At 71.0% G+C, this 22,310-nt stretch carries 17 protein-coding genes and 2 pseudogenes; 8 read left to right on the forward strand and 11 right to left on the reverse strand.

The genetic code is table 11. The features are described 5' to 3' along the window. Window positions 1–141: 141 nt before the first annotated feature. The 5 genes and pseudogenes from QBL25_RS29285 to QBL25_RS29305 form a co-directional block, all read right to left on the reverse strand. Window positions 142–546: a VOC family protein gene (locus QBL25_RS29285; protein WP_409059938.1), complete on the reverse strand. Its 405-nt coding sequence runs from the start codon at window positions 544–546 to the stop codon at window positions 142–144. Between the two features lie 131 nt (window positions 547–677). After that, window positions 678–1,868, reverse strand: a complete 1,191-nt coding sequence (locus QBL25_RS29290; protein WP_409059939.1) for a hypothetical protein — start codon at window positions 1,866–1,868, stop codon at window positions 678–680. Between the two features lie 719 nt (window positions 1,869–2,587). Continuing rightward, window positions 2,588–3,316: pseudogene (locus tag QBL25_RS29295) on the reverse strand (ABC transporter ATP-binding protein); the annotation flags it as partial. 246 nt (window positions 3,317–3,562) lie between these two features. Continuing rightward, entirely contained in the window at window positions 3,563–4,942 is a 1,380-nt protein-coding gene (locus QBL25_RS29300; protein ID WP_409059940.1) for an aspartate aminotransferase family protein, read from the reverse strand. After that, window positions 4,927–5,424 (reverse strand): Lrp/AsnC family transcriptional regulator, encoded by a 498-nt coding sequence (locus QBL25_RS29305; protein WP_409059941.1) that lies wholly within the window; start codon window positions 5,422–5,424, stop codon window positions 4,927–4,929. The genes QBL25_RS29300 and QBL25_RS29305 overlap by 16 nt, the downstream gene beginning before the upstream one ends. 176 nt (window positions 5,425–5,600) lie before the next feature. Between QBL25_RS29305 and QBL25_RS29310 the strand changes: the two genes are divergently transcribed. The 3 genes from QBL25_RS29310 to QBL25_RS29320 all read left to right on the forward strand — a co-directional run bounded on the left by QBL25_RS29310 (window position 5,601) and on the right by QBL25_RS29320 (window position 11,576). Beyond that, on the forward strand, window positions 5,601–7,040 hold the full coding sequence (locus QBL25_RS29310) for a gamma-aminobutyraldehyde dehydrogenase (protein WP_409059942.1): 1,440 nt from the start codon (window positions 5,601–5,603) through the stop codon (window positions 7,038–7,040). Between the two features lie 298 nt (window positions 7,041–7,338). After that, complete coding sequence (locus QBL25_RS29315; RefSeq protein ID WP_409059943.1) at window positions 7,339–10,119, forward strand: hypothetical protein; 2,781 nt, start codon at window positions 7,339–7,341, stop codon at window positions 10,117–10,119. A 257-nt stretch (window positions 10,120–10,376) separates the two neighbouring features. Beyond that, window positions 10,377–11,576, forward strand: coding sequence for a spermidine/putrescine ABC transporter substrate-binding protein (locus QBL25_RS29320; RefSeq protein WP_409062820.1), 1,200 nt, complete (start codon window positions 10,377–10,379; stop codon window positions 11,574–11,576). 45 nt (window positions 11,577–11,621) lie between these two features. Here the strand turns inward: QBL25_RS29320 and QBL25_RS29325 are convergent, their stop codons facing one another. Next, window positions 11,622–12,089 carry a hypothetical protein gene (locus QBL25_RS29325; RefSeq protein WP_409059944.1) on the reverse strand — a complete coding sequence of 156 codons (468 nt, stop codon included), beginning with the start codon at window positions 12,087–12,089 and terminating at the stop codon, window positions 11,622–11,624. Window positions 12,090–12,216: 127 nt separating this feature from the next. On the opposite strand from QBL25_RS29325, the pseudogene QBL25_RS29330 reads away from it, so the two are divergent. Further along, window positions 12,217–13,050: pseudogene (locus QBL25_RS29330) on the forward strand (hypothetical protein). Then, complete coding sequence (locus tag QBL25_RS29335) at window positions 13,047–13,736, forward strand: class F sortase (protein WP_409059945.1); 690 nt, start codon at window positions 13,047–13,049, stop codon at window positions 13,734–13,736. The pseudogene QBL25_RS29330 and the gene QBL25_RS29335 overlap by 4 nt, the downstream one beginning before the upstream one ends. Before the next feature lie 82 nt (window positions 13,737–13,818). Here QBL25_RS29335 and QBL25_RS29340 read toward each other — a convergent pair whose 3' ends face one another. The 4 genes from QBL25_RS29340 to QBL25_RS29355 form a co-directional block, all read right to left on the reverse strand. Further along, a complete protein-coding gene (locus QBL25_RS29340) occupies window positions 13,819–15,141 on the reverse strand; it encodes a serine hydrolase domain-containing protein (RefSeq protein WP_409059946.1) in 1,323 nt (440 codons plus the stop codon). Between the two features lie 228 nt (window positions 15,142–15,369). Beyond that, window positions 15,370–15,537, reverse strand: a complete 168-nt coding sequence (locus tag QBL25_RS29345) for a hypothetical protein (protein WP_409059947.1) — start codon at window positions 15,535–15,537, stop codon at window positions 15,370–15,372. 30 nt (window positions 15,538–15,567) lie between these two features. Continuing rightward, entirely contained in the window at window positions 15,568–16,266 is a 699-nt protein-coding gene (locus QBL25_RS29350) for a glycerophosphodiester phosphodiesterase (RefSeq protein WP_409059948.1), read from the reverse strand. Between the two features lie 20 nt (window positions 16,267–16,286). Further along, window positions 16,287–17,345: an adenosine deaminase gene (locus QBL25_RS29355; RefSeq protein WP_409059949.1), complete on the reverse strand. Its 1,059-nt coding sequence runs from the start codon at window positions 17,343–17,345 to the stop codon at window positions 16,287–16,289. A 479-nt stretch (window positions 17,346–17,824) separates the two neighbouring features. Here QBL25_RS29355 and QBL25_RS29360 point away from each other — a divergent pair, with 479 nt between their 5' ends. Then, window positions 17,825–18,262, forward strand: coding sequence for a DUF4190 domain-containing protein (locus QBL25_RS29360; protein ID WP_409059950.1), 438 nt, complete (start codon window positions 17,825–17,827; stop codon window positions 18,260–18,262). Window positions 18,263–18,641: 379 nt separating this feature from the next. Here the strand turns inward: QBL25_RS29360 and QBL25_RS29365 are convergent, their stop codons facing one another. Beyond that, a complete protein-coding gene (locus QBL25_RS29365) occupies window positions 18,642–19,277 on the reverse strand; it encodes an NADAR family protein (protein ID WP_409059951.1) in 636 nt (211 codons plus the stop codon). A gap of 176 nt (window positions 19,278–19,453) precedes the next feature. On the opposite strand from QBL25_RS29365, the gene QBL25_RS29370 reads away from it, so the two are divergent. Both QBL25_RS29370 and QBL25_RS29375 read left to right on the forward strand, forming a co-directional pair. Then, window positions 19,454–20,956, forward strand: coding sequence for a gamma-aminobutyraldehyde dehydrogenase (locus QBL25_RS29370; RefSeq protein ID WP_409059952.1), 1,503 nt, complete (start codon window positions 19,454–19,456; stop codon window positions 20,954–20,956). 50 nt (window positions 20,957–21,006) lie between these two features. Further along, complete coding sequence (locus QBL25_RS29375; RefSeq protein WP_409059953.1) at window positions 21,007–22,251, forward strand: PotD/PotF family extracellular solute-binding protein; 1,245 nt, start codon at window positions 21,007–21,009, stop codon at window positions 22,249–22,251. Window positions 22,252–22,310 lie beyond the last annotated feature (59 nt).

Raw genomic sequence — 22,310 nt, forward strand, 5'->3', positions numbered from 1 at the left:
ATGCTAAGCACGTCGTGCCGGTGGGTGAACCTCAGCCCATGACTGCGGGCTCCCGGTTCACCGCCGTGGCCCCCCGGCGCGGGGGCCACGGTCCGTCGGCACGGGACCCCGGTCCCTCGGCACGGGACCCGCCGGGGACCTTCAGCCCTGTACCGCGGTGGGGTCCATCCACATGATTTCCCAGGTGTGGCCGTCCAGGTCGTCGAAGGAGCGGCCGTACATCATGCCGTAGTCCTGCGTCTTGCCCGCCGTGCCGCCCGCGGCCAGCGCCTTGTCGACCAGCTCGTCGACCTTCTCGCGGCTCTCGGCGCTCAGACAGATCAGCGTCTCGCTGGTCGTGGTCGAGTCCGCGATCTCCTTCGTCGTGAAGTCCTTGTAGCGCGGCTTGCTCAGGAGCATCGCGACGATCGTGTCGCTGATCACGACACTGGCGCAGTCGTCCGCGGAGAACTGGGGGTTGATCGTGTAGCCGAGCTCCGTGAAGAACTTCTTCGAGCTGTCGACGTCGTTCACGGCGAGGTTCACGAAGATCATCTGCTGGTACATGAGGTGTCTCCCGTTGCGGTGAGTTCCGTGTGGCGCGTGCGTCCCGTGCCTTACGGAGGGGTAGACGCACGTTCGACACGGAACTCATCGCCCGGCGCGGATTTTCTTTCCGGCTTTTTCGCCGGGGCCGCTCACCCGGCGAGCGGCAGCGCCGCCAGCTCCGCGACCGCCCAGGTCAGCGGGCCGAAGACGGCCGCGAGTGTGCCCGCCCGCAAGGCGGCGGTGCCGCGCAGCATCGACGCCGGGGCCCCGAGCTGGAGCAGCGCAGACGTCGTGTCCGAGCGCGCGTGCTTGGCGTCGATCGCTGCCGTGGCCAGGGTGAGGACCGCGCAGCCCGCCACGAGCAGCGCGCCGAGCGTGGTCAGCGGGCCCATGGCCGGCCGGTCGCCGGAGTAGAGCGTGAGCGCCGCGTACGCCCCGGAGCCCACCACGCAGAGCACGCCGAGCGGCCGTCCGATCCGCCGGGCCTCCTCCTGGAGTCCGCGCCCGGCGAGGAGCCGCATCGCGCCGGGCCTGACCGCCTGGAGGATCCGCCCACACAGATACGTGAGGCCGGGCCCCGCCAGGGCGAGTCCCACCGCCGTGAGCGCCCACCCGGCGAGCACGCCCGCGGGGCTCGCGGTCAGTCCGCCCGGCATCGTCAGACCGGAGGAGCCGGGGGAGCGGCTCGCGTACGTCTCGACGGCGAGGCCCGCGGCGAGGAGCGCGACGCCCCAGGGCAGCCCGCTCGGCGGCGCCGCGGGCGCGTCCGGGGCGGTGGCCTCGTCCTGTACGGCGTCGGGCTTGCCGCCGTGCCGCGCGCCGGGCCTGGCGGTCCTGGGCCGCAGGACCGCCGCGCTGGCCGCGGAGGCGATCAGCGGGACCAGGGCGAGCAGGGTGAGCGCCGCGCCGAGCGGCAGCGGCTGCCCGGCGGCGAGCAGGTCGGCGGAGGCTCCGTCGAACGGCAGGCCCGTCAGGTCGCCCCGCAGGTGCAGGAAGAACAGGAGCGCGACCATCGAGCCGAGCGTGCACGCCACGGCCGTGGAGATCGCGGCGAGGACCGTGAGCCTGGCCGGACCGAGCCCGACCGCGGAGAGCCCGGAGCGCGGTTTGGTCGCCGGGTCGGTGCGCGCGACGGTGACGGCGAAGTACACGGTGGCGGCGATCGGAGCGACGCACCAGGCGAGGCGCAGCACGGCGCCGCCGGACGCGTCCGGGTGGCCCATCGCGTACCCCAGCGTGCACAGCAGCAGGAAGCCGGTGCCGGCCGACGCGGCGGCGACGAGCAGCCTGCGCAGCTGGACCAGGGGGTGGGCCCCGCGGGCTAGACGGAGAGCGAGCACGCGGCCCGGCCTTCCGCGTCGTCGGAGTCACCGTCGGCGGAACGGGACCGGGAGCGGGATCCGGAGCTGGAGCCCGAGCCCGAGTTGGAACCGGAGCCGGACCCGGAGCCCGAGCCTGAACCGGAACCGGAACCGGAACCGGAGTCAGGGCTTGAGCCGGACCCGGAGCTGGAGCCAGATCCGGAGCCAGACCCGGAGTCAGAGCTTGAGCCCGAGCCCGAGCCCGAGTCGGTACCGGAACTGGAACCGGAGCCCGAGCCAAACCCGGAGCCGGCCCTGGAGTCAGAGCCAGAGCGCAAGCCAGCCCCGGAACCAGACCCGGAGCCCGAGCCGGAACCAGAGCGCAAGCCAGCCCTGGAACCGGAGCCTGAGCCATCGCCCGAGCCCGAGCCGGACCCCGAGCCAGAATCAGCCCCGGAGCCAGAGCTTGAGCCGGAACCAGATCCGGAGCCCGAGCTAACCCCGGAGCCTGAGCCAGCCCCGGAACCAGATCCGGAGCCCGAGCCCGAGCCAGACCCAGACCCCGAGCCAACCCCAGCCCCAACCCCAGCCCCAGAACCCGAGCCGGAAGCGGACGCACCCTCGCCGTCCCTCGCCCCCGCGATCCTCTCGTCGGCCCTAGCCCCCGCGATCCCCTCGCCGACCTTCGCCTCCGCGATCCCCTCGCCGGCCCTAGCCCCCGCGATCCCCTCGCCAGCCCCCGCCCCCGCGGCTCCCTCCGTGCCCCCGCCGGTCGTCGGCCCGAGGCCGCTCGAGCCCGGCAGATGCACCGTGTTCACGCGCCTTCCGTCGAGCAGCGTGATCGTCCGGTCGGCCAGGGCGGCGACCTCCGCGTCGTGCGTGGCGAGGACGACCGTGATGCCGTGCGAGCGGGCCGCGGTCGTCAGCGTGCGCAGGACGTGCGCGCGGTCGGCGCGGTGCAGCGGGGCGGTGGGCTCGTCGGCGAAGATCACCGACGGCATCGTGACCAGGGAGCGCGCGATGGCGATGCGCTGGCGCTGGGCCTGGAGGAGCGCGTGCGGCCGCTTGCGGGCGCAGTCGCCGATGTCGAGGCGGTCGAGCCACTCCTGGGCGGCGCCCTTGGAGACCCGGTGCGAGGTGCCGCGCAGCATCAACGGCATCGCGACGTTCTCCCAGGCCGTGAGCTCGGGCACGAGGTGCGGTTCCGGGTCGATCCAGCCGAAGCGGTCGCGCCGCAGCCGCTCGCGGACCACCGGCCCCATCGTGTGCACCGGCACGCTGTTGAACCAGACCTCGCCCTGCTGGGCCAGGAGCTGGCCGGAGAGGCAGCGCAGGAGAGTCGTCTTGCCGCTGCCCCGTGGACCGGTGACGGCGAGGATCTCGCCCTCGCGGACCCCGAGCGACACGCCGGTGAGCGCGGGCGATCCGTTGTGTGTGACGTGCAGGGCGCGTGCCCACAGCACGTCGTTGTCCGGCGGAGCCACCATCACGTACACCTCGGTTCAGATCAGTTTGCCTCCCCCGTACGGGGGAACGAAGGCGGGGCCGATCGGTCACTGGGCACGCTAAGGATCCAGGCCGCGATGCCTGGAAACGACGCGGCCCGGGGGCGCCCGTTCTCACTCGAACGGGCGCCCCCGGGGCCGGTGTTGATCACTCGATCACACCATGAGTCTCCGCATGGGTCCCCGCATGGGTCCCCGCACGAGGAGACCCAGGGGACACGGCATGGCTCAGAGCTTCGTCCACGCCTCCGTGAGCACCTGGCGCAGGATGCCCTCGATCTCGTCGAAGGTCTCCTGGGTGGAGATCAGCGGCGGGGCGAGCTGGACGACCGGGTCGCCACGGTCGTCGGCGCGGCAGTACAGGCCGTTCTCGAAGAGCGCCTTGGAGAGGAACCCGTACAGGACGCGCTCGGTCTCCTCGTCGTTGAACGTCTCCTTGGTGGCCTTGTCCTTCACGAGCTCGATGCCGTAGAAGAAGCCGTTGCCGCGGACGTCGCCGACGATCGGCAGGTCGTGCAGCTTGCGCAGGGTCTGGTAGAACGCGTCCTCGTTGTCGAGGACGTGCTGGTTGAGACCCTCCCTCTCGAAGATGTCGAGGTTGGCGTTGCCGACCGCGGCCGAGACCGGGTGGCCGCCGAAGGTGTAGCCGTGCAGGAAGGTGTTGTCACCCTTGTAGAACGGCTCGGCGAGCTTGTCCGAGATGATGCAGGCGCCGATCGGGGAGTAGCCCGACGTCATGCCCTTGGCGCAGGTGATCATGTCCGGGACGTAGTCGAACTTGTCGCAGGCGAACATCGTGCCGAGACGGCCGAAGGCGCAGATGACCTCGTCCGAGACGAGCAGCACGTCGTACTTGTCGCAGATCTCGCGGACCCGCTGGAAGTACCCGGGCGGGGGCGGGAAGCAGCCGCCCGCGTTCTGCACCGGCTCCAGGAACACGGCGGCGACCGTCTCGGGACCCTCGAAGAGGATCTCCTGCTCGATCTGGTCGGCGGCCCAGCGGCCGAAGGCCACCGGGTCGTCGCCGTGGATCGGGGCGCGGTAGATGTTGGTGTTCGGCACCTTGTGCGCGCCCGGTACGAGCGGCTCGAAGGGGGCCTTGAGCGCGGGCAGACCGGTGATGGACAGGGCGCCCTGCGGGGTGCCGTGGTAGGCGACCGCGCGGGAGATGACCTTGTACTTCTGGTGGTTGCCGGTGAGCTTGTGGTACTGCTTCGCCAGCTTCCACGCGGTCTCGACGGCCTCGCCGCCACCGGTGGTGAAGAAGACCTTGTTCAGGTCGCCCGGCGCGTGGTGCGCGAGGCGCTCGGCGAGCTTGACGGCCTGGGGGTGGGCGTAGCTCCAGATGGGGAAGAAGGCCAGTTCCTGCGCCTGCTTGTACGCCGTCTCGGCGAGCTCGTGACGACCGTGTCCGGCGTTGACCACGAACAGGCCGGAGAGGCCGTCCAGGTACTTCTTGCCCTTGTCGTCGTAGATGTAGGTGCCCTCGCCACGCACGATGGTGGGCACGGGTGCGTTCTCGTAGTCCGACATGCGGGTGAAGTGCATCCACAAGTGGTCGTACGCGGTTTGGCTGAGGTCCTTGCTCACGGCTATCGGGTTCCCCACATATAGGTCTGCTTCTTGAGCTTCAGATAGACGAAGCTCTCGGTGGAGCGCACGCCGGGGAGGGCGCGGATGCGCTTGTTGATCACTTCGAGAAGGTGGTCGTCGTCCTCGCAGACGACCTCCACCATCAGGTCGAAGGAGCCCGCGGTCATCACCACGTACTCACACTCGGCCATGGCCGTCAGCGCCTCCGCGACCGGATCCAGATCGCCCTCGACGTTGATGCCGACCATCGCCTGGCGCCGGAAACCCACGGTGAGCGGGTCCGTGACGGCGACGATCTGCATCACGCCCTGGTCGAGCAGCTTCTGGACGCGTTGGCGCACGGCCGCCTCGGAGAGGCCCACGGCCTTGCCGATGGCGGCGTACGGACGGCGTCCGTCCTCCTGAAGCTGTTCGATGATCGCCAGGGAGACGGCGTCGATGGGAGAAGAGCCGTTCCCGTGTCGGGAACTACTGGGATCTGCGCTGCGACTGGCCACGACCCCATGGTGCACAGGAGTCGTCCGTTCCGCAAGGTCAGATCGATGAAATTCGTTGTCTGAAGCTTCAATCGTCACGGATTTCGCAGTTCTGGGACCCCGGGTATGTTGAAAGCGTCGGTACACCGACTAGGGTGGGTGTCTCATCCACTGGACATCTGACTGGAGGGCCGGAAGTGACCACCGAGCTGCGCCGTCTGCGTAACTACATCGACGGAGAATTCCGGGACGCCGCCGACGGGCGGACCACCGAGGTGGTCAACCCCGCGAACGGCGAGTCCTACGCCACCGCGCCCCTGTCCGGGCAGGCCGACGTCGACGCCGCCATGGAGGCCGCCGCCGCCGCGTTCCCCGCCTGGCGCGACCTGACGCCCGCCGAGCGCCAGAAGGCCCTGCTGAAGATCGCCGACGCCTTCGAGGAGCGCGCCGAGGAGCTCATCGCGGCCGAGGTCGAGAACACGGGCAAGCCGACCGGGCTCACGCGGTCCGAGGAGATCCCGCCCATGGTCGACCAGATCCGCTTCTTCGCGGGTGCGGCCCGGATGCTCGAAGGCCGCGCGGCCGGCGAGTACATGGAGGGTCTGACCTCCATCATCCGCCGCGAGCCGATCGGCGTCTGCGCGCAGGTCGCGCCGTGGAACTACCCGATGATGATGGGCGTATGGAAGTTCGCCCCGGCGCTCGCCGCGGGCAACACCGTCGTCCTCAAGCCCTCGGACACGACCCCCGCGTCGACCGTCCTGATGGCCGAGATCATCGGCTCGATCGTCCCCAAGGGCGTCTTCAACGTCGTCTGCGGCGACCGTGACACGGGCCGCGCGATGGTCGAGCACCACACCCCGGCGATGGCCTCCATCACCGGCTCCGTGCGCGCCGGCATGCAGGTCGCCGAGTCCGCCTCCAAGGACCTCAAGCGGGTCCACCTGGAGCTGGGCGGCAAGGCGCCGGTCGTCGTCTTCGAGGACGCCGACCTGGCCAAGGCCGTCGAGGACATCTCGGTGGCGGGCTTCTTCAACGCGGGCCAGGACTGTACGGCCGCCACGCGCGTGCTCGTCCACGAGTCCATCCACGACGAGTTCGTGACCGCGCTCGCCAAGGCCGCCGCCGACACGAAGACCGGTCAGCCGGACGACGAGGACGTGCTGTTCGGCCCGCTCAACAACGCCAACCAGCTGAAGCAGGTCTCCGGCTTCATCGACCGCCTTCCGGCGCACGCCAAGGTCGAGGCGGGCGGCCGCCGGGTCGGCGAGAAGGGCTTCTTCTACGCCCCGACCGTCGTCTCCGGCCTCAAGCAGGACGACGAGATCATCCAGAACGAGGTCTTCGGCCCGGTCATCACCGTCCAGTCCTTCACGGACGAGGCGCAGGCCGTGTCGTACGCCAACGGCGTGGACTACGCCCTGGCCTCCTCGGTCTGGACGCAGAACCACGCGCGCGCCATGCGCATGTCCAAGGTCCTCGACTTCGGCTGCGTCTGGATCAACACGCACATCCCGCTGGTCGCGGAGATGCCGCACGGCGGCTTCAAGAAGTCCGGCTACGGCAAGGACCTCTCGGCGTACGGCTTCGACGACTACACGCGCATCAAGCACGTCATGACGTCCATCGAGGGCTGAGCCCAGCCTTCTCGCTCCCGGGCCGGTTCTGCTGGTTCTGCCGGTACTGCTGGTTTTGCCGGTACTGCCGGTACTGCCGGTACTGGTTCCGGGGGCAGTCGCGGCGCTCGTGACGGCGCCTTTGTGGGCGCTGTTCCGGCGCCCGTAATTGGGATGCCCGGCCCCGCCGCCCCCGCGTACCGTCAAGGACGCGGGGGCGGCTCCGTGGTGTGCTTCCTTCTTTCTCATCTCTGCAAAAGATCCGTAGCGCACCCGCTCTCCGCCTCCGCCTTTTCTGTGTCCCCGGGGGTGTGACCTGATGATGACGACGGCCGACGACCTCGCCGCGCTGCTGCTGCGCCGCCGACAGAGCGTGCGGGTGCCGGAGGGTGCGCGGGTGTGGGCGCCGGAGGGTGCGTGCGTGCCCGAGGGTGTGGGGCGGGCCGCCGAGAACGATGCCGCCGTGGTCGTCCTGGAAGCCGAACTCGCCGACCGCGGGCACCTGCTGACCGTCCCGCTGCGCCGCGCGCTGACCGCGCTCTGCGCCAACGACCTCGCCGCGACCGGCCGGAAGCTGATCGCCGACGTCGACGCGCTCATGGGCTCCGACCGTCACCACGCCCCGCTGTTCGCACGCTTCCCCCACGAGGTCCCGTACCGCCACGCGCACGCGCGCTTCGCGTCCGTCGTCGCCGCGCACCTCGCCGCCCAGCCCCACCAGCCCTGCATGAACTGCGGGGGCACCAAGGCGCGCGTCCGTGCGCTCAAGCCCTGCGCGCACCTGCTCTGCGACGACTGCCACCGCAAGGAGTTCGACTGGGGCTGCTGCGAGGAGTGCTGCGTCTGGTACGCCTGCCCGGTCTGCGAGAACCGTTACGAGACGGACGGGCCGACCGACCCCTGGCTCGACACGGGTGAGGGCTTCGGCGGTGTCGGTGGTGACGGCGGCTTCGGTGGTCTTGGTGGCCTCGGCGGTGACGGTGGGCACGGTGGTGACGGTGGTGAGGTGCTGCGTGTGCTGACCCTGGCCACGCCGGGTGACGCCGCCGCCGAACTGGCCGCCCTGCTCGCCCGCCGTACGCCACTGAACACCCAGGACCACGACGACCTGGTGCTGCTCCTGGGGCACCTGGACCCGGCCGACGCCGCCGACTGGCTCCCGGCCGCGATCCCGCTGCGCGAGAGCAAGGCGCTCGCCCTCGCGCCGCTGCTCGACGTGCCCGAGGCGCGTGCGCTCGTCGGGGCGTACGCGGACACCGCCACCGACGTGCTGCGCCTGCTGGTCGTCGGTTCCGGCGGCGACCCCGACCTGCTGGAACTGCCCCGGCTGCGCGGGCTCCCGCGTCCCGTACGCCGTGAACTCCTCGCCCTGCTCGACGGGTTCGACCTCCGCCGGCTCACCGAGGACATGGCCCGCCGTCCGCGCGCCTGGAAGCGCGTCGGCGAAATCCTGCACCCCTTCGAGCAGCCCCACCGGCACGCGCGCGTGGCGCTCGCTTTCGCCGTCCTGCGCGGAACCCGTGTCGGCGACGACGCGCTCGCCGAGGTGCTGCTCGCCGAGGCGGCACGCCATAAGGACGTCCGCATCGAGGGCGACCGGCTGCGGATCTCCACCTGGCAGGGGCGCGTCGAGGAGGCGCTCGGCCGCTGGGACACCACGGCCGCGGCCGCCCTCCTGAGCCGGCGCCCGGGCGAACTCCTGCGCCGCCTGGACCTGTTGCTCGCCCGGTCGGGCGCGGACGTCCTGCCGGACGTGCTGGCCGAGGCGCTCGCGGACGCACTGCCGCACACCGCTCCCGGCCCGCTGCTCGGCGCGTACGGCCGCATGAAGGTCCGCTCGGTGCCGGGGCACCGCCGCGTCTTCTTCCCGCGCGGGCGCGTCACACAGGCGTACGCGATCGACGACGACCGGCCGCCGCTGCCGCCCCGGGTGGCGGGTCGCGCCGGTGAACTGATCGAGGCGGAGGCCGTGCGGCGACTCGGCGTGGGGGGCGCGGGGGACGGTGGGGGCGCGAGCAAGGCGGGTAAGGCCGGCAAGGCGGAGGGCGCGGGTAAGGCGGGGGAGGGCGAGCGGTACGACGTCGCCGTTCTCGACGCCTCGCTGGCCGACCTGCCGGTGCCGTTCGCCGAGCGGGCCTCGGCGGCCTCGCTGGTCGCGGTGCCGCGCGGCAGCTCCCTGCCCATGCCCGCGGCCGGCGAGACCGTGCGGCTCTTCCTGCACTGGCTCCAGCCCAAGGGCGTACGCGTCGACCTCGACCTGTCCGTCGCGCTCTACGACGACCTGTGGCGCTTCGTCGGCCTGTGCGACTACACCCACCTGTCGTACGCGGGCGGCGCCGCCCGGCACTCCGGCGACCTGACCTCGGCGCCCGCGCCGCACGGCGCCACCGAGTACCTGGACCTGGACCTGCCGCGGCTGGCCCAGGTGGGCGTGCGCTTCGTGGTGCCCGCGGTCCTCTCGTACAACGACGTGCCGTTCGACGAACTTCCCGACGCCTTCGCGGGGTTCATGGCGGTGAGCGGCGAGAAGCGGGCCGTGTACGACCCGCGCACGGTCCGGCAGCGCTTCGACCTCGCGGGGGACGCGGCGCTGCGCGTGCCGATGATCGTCGACCTGCGGACGCGGCGCGCCTGGTGGGCCGACGTCACCCTCGCCACGGGCGGGGGGAACCACGCCGTGTGGCGCTACCGCAAGCAGCTCGGCCGCATGGGCAACGACCTGCTCGACAGCTTCCGGCCGCGCGGCCGGGCCACCCTGTGGGACCTCGCCTGCTGGACGGCGGCGGCCCGTACCGACGGCCCCGTGTACGTGCGCGGCCGGGGCCACGTCCTGTGGGGCTACCGCCGGGCCGAGGACGAGCCGCGCGCCGACTTCGCGCTGCGCGTACGGGACGGCTGGGAGCCGGACGAGCTGCGGGCCGACGCGGAACCGGAACTGGCGGGCCGCCGCGCTCTGTTGGCGCTCCTGCACGGGGAGCTGGAGGGCGCGGACGGGACGGCGTCCGGCACGGTGTACCGGCTCTATCCGGGTCCGGTCGACGCCTCGCCACTGGGGCGGGTCACGGCAGGGGACTTGGCGGGGTGGCTAGGGCCGGGGTGAGTGGCAGCGCGTGCCCGGGAGCGGGAGCGGGAGCGGGTGCAGCTGTGGCGGGCGAGCGGGCGAGCGGGTGAACGGGCGAGCGGGTGAACGGGCGAACGGGCGGGTGAGTGGACGGGCAGCAGATGACAGGGGGCGCCCCGGCCGGTGATCGACAGGGTGTCGCGTCCCGACCGCTCGGCTCGACGCAGCGTCCATTGCCTGTACGGGACACGCGGGAGCATGCTGCCGGAGTGCGAGCGAATCCCGGTGCCTCCCCGATATCCCGAGCATCTCGAGCGTCCCGAGCATCCTGGGTCTCCCGACGGTCCCTGCTGCGTGTCCTCGGCGGTGGGGCGGCCGCCGGCGCGCTCGCGGGCTGCGGTGTGCCCGCCGCGTACATCGGCCCCGGAGAGCGCGCGGCCGGGGACCGCTCCCGCCAGGACAAGTCGCTGACCTTCGCCAACTGGCCGCTCTACATCGACACGGACGACGACGACTCGACGAAGCGGCCCACGCTCGACGCCTTCGAGAAGCGGACCGGCATCGACGTCCGCTACACGGAGGAGATCAACGACAACGACGAGTTCTTCGGCAAGATCAGCCCGTCCCTGATGAACCACCAGGAGACCGGCCGCGACCTCATCGTCATCAGCGACTGGATGTGCGCGCGCTTCGTGCGGCTCGGCTGGGTCCAGGAGATGGACCGCGCCCGGCAGCCCAACGTCACCAAGTACCTGGACCCGCTGCTGCGTTCACCGCACTTCGACCCCGGGCGGAAGCACACCGTTCCCTGGCAGTCGGGCATCACCGGCATCGCGTACAACAAGCGCAGGCTCGGCCGGGAGATCAAACAGGTGTCCGACCTGTGGGCCGACGACCTCAAGGGCAAGGTCACGTTGCTCTCCGGTCTCGACGAGGCGTTCGCGCTGCTCATGCAGGGCGACGGGGTCGACATCACGAAGTGGAAGGCCGAGGATTTCCACCGAATGTGCGACCGGGTGGAAAAACTGGTGGCGTCGAAGCACGTGCGCCGCTTCACCGGCAACGACTACATCAAGGACCTCTCCAGCGGCGACGTCCTGGCCTGCCAGGCCTACAGCGGTGACGTCATCCAGCTCCAGGCGGACGACCCGGACATCGAGTTCGTCGTCCCCGAGGAGGGCGCCGAGCTGTGGGCGGAATCCCTGATGATCCCCAACCTGGCCCGCCACAAGCAGAACGCGGAACGCCTCGTCGACCACTACTACGACCCCGAGGTGGCCGCCGAACTGGCCGCCTGGGTCAACTACGTCTGCCCGGTCCCCGCGGCCCGCGACATCCTGGCCTCCTCCAAGGACAAGGAACTGGCGGCCCTGGCCGAGGACCCACTGATCTTCCCGGACACCACGATGCGCAAGCGCCTGGCGATAGCCCGAGACATCACGTCAAAGGAACGAACGGAATTCGCCAAACGCTGGAACGCGATCGCGGGGCTGTAGGGGCTGTGCGGGCGGGGCTATACGGGGTGCTGTCGTCACCGCTGCTCAGGACCGGCGTCGGCGCAGGGTGTTTCGGGCGTCCTCGGTTGCGTACGTGAGGGTCAGGTGCCAGGTCTTCAGTTTGTCTTCCGCCTTTGATGCGACCGTGCGCCATTTGAACCACGGCGGCAGTTGCCGGAACGGGACGTAGTCGAGGGTGTCGTCGACGGCGGCTGCGGCGATGCCGTGGTGGCCCTCCGCGCGTAGTGCGGCGTACAGCTCCGGGGTCAGTTCGCCGTTGAGCCGCGCCGCCGTGCCCGCCGCGGTGTACGCGAAGCCGCGCTGGGCGGGATCCGGCAACCGCATCGCCCGCAGGATCCTCGGTGAGGCCTCCCGCAGGGGGCAGTTGAAGGCCAGGCCGATCGCGGCCGTGCCGAGCCTTCTCTCGCCGCGTTCGTACGCCGCGTCCCACTCGGCGGGGGAGTCGAGCCCCAGGAGGCCTTCGCCGTTCTCCCAGTTCCAGTCGCTCGCCACGGCCGTGCCCCTTTGTTGTCCTCGTTGTCCTTGCCGCATTTGAACACCCGTGAGTCGCGTTCCGTTTCATAGGTAACTGCATGGCTCGTGCGGCCTTCCTGTTCGGGTGCCGCGGAAAAGGACGAACTTGATGATCAAGCGCACCGGCCTCCTCGCGGCGCTCGCCGCACTGCCCGCCGCCCTTCTTACCGTGGCTCTCTCGTCGCCGGGGTTCGCCGCCGATACTCCGGCCTATCAGATCGACCTGGCGTCGCTGAACGACTCCGGTTCCAGCGGGACGGCCCTGTTGAGCCTGCGCGGCAACGCGCTCACCGTGTGGATCAAGTCCGAGGGGATGGTGCCGGGGCAGCCGTCGGCGCAGCATCTGCACGGGTCCACCGACGGGCACGACTTCCAGTGCCCGGACGGCGGCGACGACACCAACGGCGACGGCATCCTCGACAACACCGAGGCCACCGTCCACTACGGCGACATCAACATCTCCCTGACCGAGTCCGGGGGCACCGACGCGGGCAGCGGCCTCGCCGTGGACCGGATGCCGGTGGCCGACGCGTAGGGCAAGGTCTCGTACAAGCGGACCATCACCGTGGGGCAGGACGTGGTCGACCACATCAAGGACCTGCACATCGTGCAGCACGGCATCGACCCCAACGACAACGGCACGTACGACTTCGAGGGCGCCGGCAAGAGCGAACTCGACCCGAAGCTGCCGCAAGAGGCCACCGCTCCCACCAACTGCGGTGTGGTCAAGGGGGCCGCCGTCGGGTCCGTTCCCGTCGGTGGCGTCGAGACCGGGGGTGGCTCGGAGGGGGAGGGGCCTGCGTCCTCCGTCGTCTGGGCCGGGACCGCCGGGGTCGCTGCCGCTGCCGCCGCCGGAGTCCTGATGCACGGGCGGCGGCGGATCGTGCCCGTCGTCGTCGCCACCCCCGGCTCCGCCGCCAAGACCGAGGACATCGCGTGAGCCGGCCGGCCTGGCGTCTGTGGACCGGGGTCCGGCGCGCCTCCGCAGCCCTGGTCGCCGCCGTCGCGTCCGCCCTGCTGGTCACCTCGTGCGCCTCCGGACAGGACGGCACGGCCGCCTCGTCCGCGGCACCCCGTCAGAGCGCGGCGCGCGATGGGGGCGCGCGCGACGGGGCGGCGGCCGACCCCACGCCCTCGACGGGATCTGGCAAGGCCGCCGCCCCCGCGACCCTCGGCCGGTCCGCCCCGCAGCGCGTCTCCATCCCCTCCCTCGGCGTGTCCAGCGCCTTGGAGACGCTCGGGCAGAGCGGTGACGGGACGATGACCACCCCGAAGGACCCCGACCTGGCGGGCTGGTACGAACCGGGCCCCACTCCCGGCTCCCGCGGCCCCGCGGTGATCGCCGGGCACGTGACCTGGAACGGCGCGGACGCGGTCTTCAAGAAGCTGAAGACCATGAAGGCCGGGGACACCGTCGAGGTGACCCGCAGGGACGGCAAGACGGCCACGTTCACGGTGGACCGCGTCGAGGAGTACCCGAAGAAGAAGTTCCCCACCCTGGAGGTCTACAAGAACATCGACCACGCGGGGCTGCGCCTGATCACCTGCGGCGGCGACTTCGACGCGGACCGGCACTACTACTCCAGCAACGTGACCGTCTTCGCGAGCATGACCGGGGTCGCTTAGGGGCGGCGAGCGGTTTCGCGTCGGGGGCCCGGGGGCCCGGGGGCCCGGGGGCCCGAAGGCCCGTCGTGGGGTCCGGGGGCCCTCAGTCCCGGGTCATCGCGGCCCAGGCGATCCGCTCGGCGACCGGGTTCATGTCCTTGCCCTTGGCGTCGGTCGCGTTGACCGAGTAGGCGAGCGTCCGTGAACCGCTCTCGGTGGAGGCGATCATGTTGCTGTAGCCGTAGCGCGAGCCGGTCTTGAGCCAGACCACGTTGTCCCCACTGTCCCCACTGTCCCCGCTGTCCCCGCTGTCCCCGCTGTCCCCAAGACCCTCGCCATCCCTGCCATCCCCGTTGTCCCCGCCATCCCCGCTGTTCTCGTCGAGGTTCATCCGCTGGAGACCCGCCCCGAAGACGGCCTCGGGTTCGCCCGGCGCCAGCTCGGGCAGCGTGAACATCTCCTTCAACTGCGGCCGCGGCACGACCTCTCCGCCGAACAGCGCCTGCGTGAAGACCTCCAGGTCGGCGGTGGAGGAGATCATGTCGCCCGCCGCGAAGCGGTCGTACTGGTTCCACTCGGTGACGTCGACCAGCCGGGTGGTGCCGTCCGGCTGCTTCACGCTCTGGTAGCCGCGGTTGTGCGGGCCGCGGATGCGGAGTTCGGTGCCGGGGAAGTAGGTGTCACGCATGCGGAGGGGCTTGAAGATCCGCTGCGCGGCCTGGTCGGCGTACGAGTCCTTGGTGACGCGCTCGATGAGCATGCCGAGCACGGTGTAGCCGATGTTGCGGTAGTGCTGCTCGTCCCCGGGGTCGTGTTCGGGACCCTTGGCGATGGCCGACGCGACGACCTCGCGGTAGTCCAGCGTGTCGTAGCGGTGCGCGAGTTCGTCGTCGAAGCCGTCGCTCGACGGCAGGCCGCTGGTGTAGTTGAGGAGGCTGCGGACGGGGATGGGCTTGAACGTCCGCTCCTGGCCGTCCTCCTGCCCCCGCTCCCGGTCCTGCGTCGGCTCCTCGAACAGGTCCGGCATGTAGTGCTGCACCGGCTTGTCGAGGTCCAGGCGCCCCTCGGCGGCCAGTTGCAGCGCCACGGCTGCGGTCACGATCTTCGTCGTCGACCCGGCGCGGAAACGCCCGTGCGGGTCCGCCTTTCTCTCCGTGACCAGGTCGTGTACGCCAGAACTGCCGCGCCAGGTTCCGTCCGTGCCGCCCACGCGGACCAGGGCGGCGGTCGCGTCGGCGTTCGGGAGCCCCTTGATCGCGTCGCGCAGCGCCTTGCCGTTCGGCGCGGAGTCGTGCGGGTCCACCGTGGCGGCGGCGCCTCGCGCGGAGGAGTGCGCCTCGGCGAGTGCGAGGGAGGGCGCGGTCGCGGCGCCGGTCAGGCCGATGACGAGGGCGGCGGCGAGAGCGGCACGGGCGGGAAACTGCACGAGAGGGCTCCAGGTGGCTGCGGTGCGGAATGCGTGCAGCCCATCCTGGTGATCGCCCGGCCGGCGCGGATCCTCTCTGGGGAGGGCGGGCGCCCGGGGTTCCCTGAGGGGTCAACGTGCCGGTGGGTCAGGGGCCTTGGCGGGTTGTCCCCTAGGGGTGGAGAGGGGTGGAGAGGAGTAGAGCGGAGTGGAGTGGGTTGGGGTGAGGCGGAAGTGGCGGGCGCGGCCTCACGTCGCCATGAGCAGGATGACCAGGACGATGCCGACCAAGAGGGCGACCGTCAGCATGAGGCCGATGGGGTGCCGCGGATTGAGGCGGTGGCCGCGGTACCCCCGTTCGTCCCGCTCGTACACGAAGAGCGGCTCTTCCCGTTTGTCGCCGTCGCTGTTCCCCATGCCCCACAAGCTAGTTGAGGGACCGCCCGGCTACGAGAGCGCGCCCCCGGACCGCCCGCGCAGGGCGTGCAGCGTGTCGACGCGGTTCGTCGTGATCGAGTCCACGCCGATGTCGATGAGGCGCCGCATCGAGCGTCGGGTGTCCGGGGTCCAGGCCGAGACGAGCATGCCTTGGCGCTGCACCTGCACGACGAGTTCACGGTGGAGCAGCGAGAAGCGGTAGTTGAGCCAGCGGGGCTTGATCGCGTCGAGCACGGCCTGGCGCGGCGGGGCCAGGCTCGTCCAGGTCAGGGCGATCTCGGCGGCGGGATCCACCGCGCGCACCGCGAGCATCGTGCGGGCGCCCGCGCAGTAGTACGTCCGGTCGGACGCCCCGCAGTCGGCGATGGCACCGACGACCGCGCGCACGGACGCGGGCGTCGCACCCGGCAGATCGACCATCAGCCGGTGGCCCTCGGTCGCCGCGACGGCTTCCTCCAGCGTGGGTACGCCGTTCTCGGTGAGGCCGCGCACCTCGTCCGCGGAGAGCGCGGACAAGGGGCGGTCCAGTTCCCACAGGCGTTTGAGGGACGCGTCGTGCAGCAGGACGGGGACGCCGTCCCGGCTGAGACGGACGTCGATCTCCACCGCGTCCGCGCCCCGCGCGAAGGCGGAGCGCAGGGACGGGAGGGTGTTCTCGCGGACGCGGTAGGGATCGCCTCGGTGGGCCACGGCTGTCACGGTGCGCATGGGCCCATTGTGGTGCCGGGCTAGGGGGCGAGCCAGGTGCGGGTGTACGTGTCGATCTCCGCGACGATCTTCGCCTTGCCCGCCGGGTCGAGGAACGACGCCTCGACGGCGTTCTTCGCGAGGTCCGCGATGCCGCGCTCGTCGAGGCCGAGGAGGCGGGCGGCGATCGCGTACTCGTTGTTGAGGTCGGTGCTGAACATCGGCGGGTCGTCGGAGTTGATGGTGACCGGGACCCCGGCGGCGACGAACTGCTTGATGGGGTGTTCGTCGAGGGTGGCGACGGCGCGCGTCGCGATGTTCGACGTCGGGCAGACCTCGAGCGGGATGCGGTGCTCGGCGAGGTGGGCGAGGAGCTTCGGGTCCTGGGCGGCGCTGGTGCCGTGGCCGATGCGCTCGGCGCGCAGGTCGGTGAGGGCGTCCCAGATCGTCTGCGGCCCCGTGGTCTCGCCCGCGTGCGGGACGGAGTGCAGGCCCGCCGCGATCGCGCGGTCGAAGTACGGCTTGAACTGCGGCCTCGGCACGCCGATCTCGGGGCCGCCGAGCCCGAAGGAGACCAGGCCCTCGGGGCGCAGCGTGTCGGTGGTCGCCAGCCGCACGGTCTCCTCGGCGGATTCCAGGCCCGCCTCGCCCGGGATGTCGAAGCACCAGCGCAGTACGACGCCGAGCTCGGCCTCGGCCGCCTTGCGGGCGTCCTCTATGGCGTCCATGAAGGCGCGGTCGTCGATGCCGCGGCGCACGGAGCTGAAGGGGGTGACGGTCAGCTCGGCGTAGCGGATGTTCTGCCGGGCCATGTCGCGGGCGATCTCGAACGTGAGCAGCCGTACGTCGTCCGGGGTGCGGACCAGGTCCACGACCGAGAGGTACACCTGGATGAAGTGGGCGAAGTCCGTGAACGTGAAGAAGTCGGTGAGGGCCTCGACGTCCGTGGGCACCTTGGAGTCGGGGTGGCGGGCGGAGAGGGCCGAGACGATGCGGGGGGACGCCGAGCCGACGTGGTGCACGTGCAGTTCCGCCTTCGGCAGTCCTGCGATGAAGGCGTGCGGGTCGTGTGGCTCAGAGGTGCTGCGCTGATCGGTCACGGTTTCCTCCCCAGGAACGGAATTGATCGGCTGATCGGTGGGTCGGGGATCATCGTAAGTGGCGGGGGTTCGGGGCAGAGTGATGGCCGCGGGCGATGGCCGTAGCATGACGGAACGTACGAAAGAGGTGACGCGGAATGTCCGAGGGTTCGGCGGGATCGGGTACGCCCGAGGAGCGGGACCCGTGGGCTCCGCCGGAGGAGGGTTCGGCTGCGCCGCGCGGGGGCGGGGGAGCGGGGGCTTCCGGGGTGCCTTCCGGGAACTCTTCGGGGGTGCCTTCCGGGGCGGCGGTGCCGCTGGAGAAGCGGGATCCTTGGGCCGCGCCGTCGCCGTCCTCCGCGGCGTCCCCGCAGGATCAGTCGACGGTTGCTTCCGGATACCCCGGGCCGGGTGCCGGTCCCTTCGCGCCGCCGCAGGGGCCTGGGCAGGGACAGGGGCAGGCCCAGGGGCAGGGGCAGGCGCAGGGCCAGGGTGAGCCGGTGCCGCCGCCTCCGATGGGGCCCGAGGGGCCGGGGCAGGTGCCGTACGGCTACCCCGGCTACCCGGGCTACCAGGGGCAGGGCGCCGCCGGGTACGGCTGGCCCGCGATGCCGATGGCGCCTTCCAACGGGATGGGCGTGACCGCCCTGGTCCTCGGGATCATCTCGGCGGTCGTCTTCTGCCTCTGGCCCCTGGCGATCGTGCTCGGCGTGCTCGCGATCATCTTCGGGGCGATCGGGCGCGGGAAGGCGCGGCGCGGCGAGGCGACGAACCCGGGGCAGGCGCTGGCCGGGATCATCTGCGGGGTGGCGGGCGTCGTCCTGGGGGTGGCACTGCTGGTGGTGCTGATCGTGGTCCCGGACGACGTCTTCGAGGAGGACGCGGCGGCGGCGCCCGCGCCCATCACGTACGTGGCATCCGCACCGGCGGCCCCCTGAGCACCCCACCGGCGCCCTAAAGCCCCCAAGCGCCGCTCTGGCCTCCACCGGGCCCCGTGCCCTCCGATCCGCCTCCCCCGATGGACCCGACCCCCGAGTGGCTCAACAGGCGGCCGGAGTCCGCGACCGGCGGTCCTAGCCTCCGCCTCCGCCGGTGGGCCCGAGCCCCCGAGCGGCAGGCTCAGCCCCGGCCGGTCACACCGACGACACCTACTCCCGAGCTCCCGAGCGCTCGCCCACCAGCTCAAGCCCCGGGCACCAGCTCCAGCCCCGCGCCCACCAGCTCAACCCGCGCCCACCAACTCAAGCCTCAACCGCCGACCCCAAGCACCCACCCCCACCAGCACACCTCAGGCCCCCGCACCCCCACCAGCACACCTCAGGCCCCCGCACCCCCATCCCCAGCTCCGGCAGCCCCAGCCCCCGCCGCCCCCGTCGACAACCTCTCCCGTGCCTCCATCAAAGCGAAGCCCAGCAAGTTCTCCCCCAGCCACTGCTCCGGGTTCTGGGCGCGTTCGTCGTCGGCCGCCAGGCCTATTCCCCAGACGCGGTCCAGCGGGCTCGCCTCCACCAGGACCCGGGACCCCGTGCCGAGCAGGTACGAAGAGAGCGCGGCCGAGGACGCGAACTTGTGCACGCTGCCCTCCACCACGACCCCGAACCGCTCCCGCGCCCAGATCTCCCCGTCGAAGCCCCGCACAAGCCGCCCCGCCTTCTTCGCCTCGGCGGGCGTCCGCGCCGCGAGGACCGCGGCCTCCGCCTCCGCGTCGGAGAAGAGGCGGGCCTTGGCCGCCATCATCCAGTGCTCCGCCGTCCCGTACGCCACCCCGTCCACGGTGAAGGGCGACGGCCACCACTGGCTCAGGCAGCTGGAACCGAGCGTCCCGTCCTGCCGCGGCCGGTGACCCCAGAAGTGCAGAAACTTCACCCGCTCGCCCGCCCGGACCGACGCGACCAGCGTGTTCACCGAGTCGATCTTCGTCATACACGCGAGTCTGGCACGCACCACTGACATTCCGTCCTGGGTTTTCCAGGACAACTCGACACCTGGTCGACAGATTCCGTCGCGTAACCAAAAGGCAACAACGGAATCACTTGTTGGAGTACCACTGCTCTGTCAGGATCGGCACTCAAATCGATCTGGAGCTACGCCGACCCCCTGGGACGGGGGCGACGGCGGAGGAGAGCGTCATGCACAACTTCCAGGCGCAGGACCACTTCGCGGAAGGCGCGCAGTACATCGCCGGACGGCTGACCCAGGGCACATCGGGCCGCTCGCACGCCGTCGTCGACCCGGCCACCGGTGACGAGGTCCACCGGTACGAACTCGCGGGCGAGAAGGACGTCGACGCCGCGGTGGCCGCCGCCGCGCACGCCTTCCCCGCATGGGCCGGCGCGACCCCCGGCGAGCGCTCCGACGCCCTGCACCGCTTCGCCGGCGTACTGGCCGAGCGCGCGGAGGAGTTCGCGCAGGCCGAGTCGCTCCAGTGCGGCAAGCCCATCAAGCTCAGCCGGGAGTTCGACGTCCCCGGCACGGTCGACAACGCCGCTTTCTTCGCGGGCGCGGCCCGGCACCTCCAGGGCCAGTCGGCCGGTGAGTACTCCGGTGACCACACCTCGTACGTACGGCGGGAGCCCATCGGTGTCGTCGGCTCCATCGCCCCCTGGAACTACCCCCTCCAGATGGCGGCCTGGAAGGTGCTGCCCGCCATCGCCGCGGGCAACACGATCGTCCTCAAGCCAGCCGAGCTGACCCCCTTCACCTCGCTGCTCTTCGCGCAGGCCGCCACCGAGGCGGGCATCCCGGACGGTGTCGTCAACATCGTCAGCGGCGCCGGACGCGACGCGGGCGAGCGGCTCGTGGGCCACCCGGACGTCGCGATGACCTCCTTCACCGGCTCCACCGGCGTCGGCAAGCGCGTCGCGGAGATCACCACCGCCACCGTGAAGCGGCTGCACCTGGAGCTCGGCGGCAAGGCGCCCTTCGTCGTCTTCGACGACGCCGACCTGGAAGCCGCCGTCCACGGCGCGGTCGCCGGCGCGCTCATCAACACCGGGCAGGACTGCACGGCCGCCACGCGCGCGTACGTGCAGCGTCCGCTGTACGACGCCTTCGTGGACGGCGTCGCGGCGCTCATGGAGACCGTACGGCTGGGTGATCCCTTCGCCGACGACACCGACCTCGGGCCGCTCATCTCGCACGTCCACCGTGACCGCGTCGCCGGTTTCGTCGACCGGGCACGCTCCTACGCGCGCGTGGTCACCGGCGGCGAGGCCCTCGACCACCCCGGGGCCTTCTACAAGCCGACCCTCATCGCCGACGCCGCCCAGGACAGCGAGATCGTCCAGTCCGAGATCTTCGGCCCGGTCCTCGTCGCGCTGCCCTTCGACTCCGACGAGGAGGGGATCAGGCTCGCCAACGACACCCCGTACGGCCTCGCCGCCTCCGCCTGGAGCCGCGACGTCTTCCGAGCCAACCGCGCCACCCGCGAGATCAAGGCGGGCTGCGTGTGGGTCAACGACCACATCCCGATCCTGAGCGAGATGCCGCACGGCGGATACAAGGCATCCGGCTACGGCAAGGACATGTCCGCCTACTCCTTCGAGGAGTACACGCAGGTCAAGCACGTCATGTTCGACAACACCGCGGTGGTCCGCAAGGACTGGCACCGCACGATCTTCGGGGACCGATAGCCAGCAGCCGCCCGACCAGCGGCCATCCTCCCGAAAGGGCGATCAAGCGTATGGAGCAGTACGAGCCCGACCGCCTGTCCCCGGCCCAACTGGCCGCCATGCACCGCAGCCTCAGGAACGGCAGGGCCTCCCTCACCCGCCGCTCCCTGCTGCGCGCTTCCGCCGGCGGCGCGTTCGCGATCGGCGGCCTCGGGACACTCGGCGCCTGCGGCATCCCGGCCGCGAGCAAAGGCCAGGGCGACGTCTCGTCCGAGGACCACTCGGACAAGGAGAAGCGGATCACCTTCTCCAACTGGACCGAGTACATGGACGTCGACGACGACGAACGCCGCCCCACCCTGGAGGCGTTCACGAAGCGCACCGGCATCACGGTCAAGTACACCGAGGACATCAACGACAACGTCGAGTTCTTCGGGAAGATCAAGCCGCAGCTCGCGGCGGGCCAGGACACCGGCCGCGACCTCATCTGCGTCACCGACTGGCTGGCCGCCCGGCTCATCCGCTTCGGCTGGGTCCAGAAACTGGACCCGGCCAACCTGCCGCACGCGTACACCAACCTGGCCGCCCAGTTCCGCGACCCGGACTGGGACCCCGGGCGGTCCTACTCGTATCCCTGGACCGGCATCTCCACCGTCATCGCGTACAACAAGAAGGCGACCGACGGCGAAGAGATCACCTCGGTGTCGCAGCTCCTGGACAACCCGAAGCTCAAGGGGCGCGTCGGGTTCCTCTCCGAGATGCGCGACAGCGTCGGCATGACGCTCATCGACATGGGCAAGGACCCCTCGAAGTTCACCGACGACGACTTCGACGCGGCCATCGCCCGCCTCCAGAAGGCCGTCGACAAGAAGCAGATCCGCCGCTTCACGGGCAACGACTACACGTCCGACCTCGACAAGGGCGACCTCGCCGCGTGCCTGGGCTGGGCGGGCGACATCGTGCAGCTCCAGGCCGACAACCCCGACATCGCCTTCCACATCCCGGACCAGGGCTACATCACGTCCACGGACAACCTGCTGGTCCCGAACAAGGCACGTCACAAGACCAACGCCGAGCGGCTCATCGACTACTACTACGAGCCCGAGCCCGCCGCGCGGCTGGCCGCGTACATCAACTACGTCTGCCCCGTGGACGGTGTGCGCCCCGAGCTCGCGAAGCTCGACAAGGAAGCCGCGGCGAACCCGCTGATCCTGCCGGACAAGGAGATGGCGGCGAAGTCCCACGGGTTCCGCTCGCTGACGCCGAAGGAAGAGACGGCGTACGAGGAGAAGTTCGCCAAGCTGACCGGTGCCTGACCCCTCTTCCTTCCCCCGGCTCCCTCGACTCCCTCGGCCCTAGACCCCCTGGACGCACC

Source organism: Streptomyces sp. SYP-A7185, assembly GCF_046103685.1.
Classification (GTDB): Bacteria; Actinomycetota; Actinomycetes; order Streptomycetales; family Streptomycetaceae; genus Streptomyces.

Bases quoted from the DNA above. Each gene is read 5' to 3' on its own strand.
- QBL25_RS29350 (WP_409059948.1), bottom strand. From the start codon at position 16,266: ATGCGCACCGTGACAGCCGTGGCCCACCGAGGCGATCCCTACCGCGTC.
- QBL25_RS29375 (WP_409059953.1), top strand. From the start codon at position 21,007: ATGGAGCAGTACGAGCCCGACCGCCTGTCCCCGGCCCAACTGGCCGCC.
- QBL25_RS29315 (WP_409059943.1), top strand. From the start codon at position 7,339: ATGATGACGACGGCCGACGACCTCGCCGCGCTGCTGCTGCGCCGCCGA.
- QBL25_RS29285 (WP_409059938.1), bottom strand. From the start codon at position 546: ATGTACCAGCAGATGATCTTCGTGAACCTCGCCGTGAACGACGTCGAC.
- QBL25_RS29365 (WP_409059951.1), bottom strand. From the start codon at position 19,277: ATGTCAGTGGTGCGTGCCAGACTCGCGTGTATGACGAAGATCGACTCG.
- QBL25_RS29345 (WP_409059947.1), bottom strand. From the start codon at position 15,537: ATGGGGAACAGCGACGGCGACAAACGGGAAGAGCCGCTCTTCGTGTAC.
- QBL25_RS29370 (WP_409059952.1), top strand. From the start codon at position 19,454: ATGCACAACTTCCAGGCGCAGGACCACTTCGCGGAAGGCGCGCAGTAC.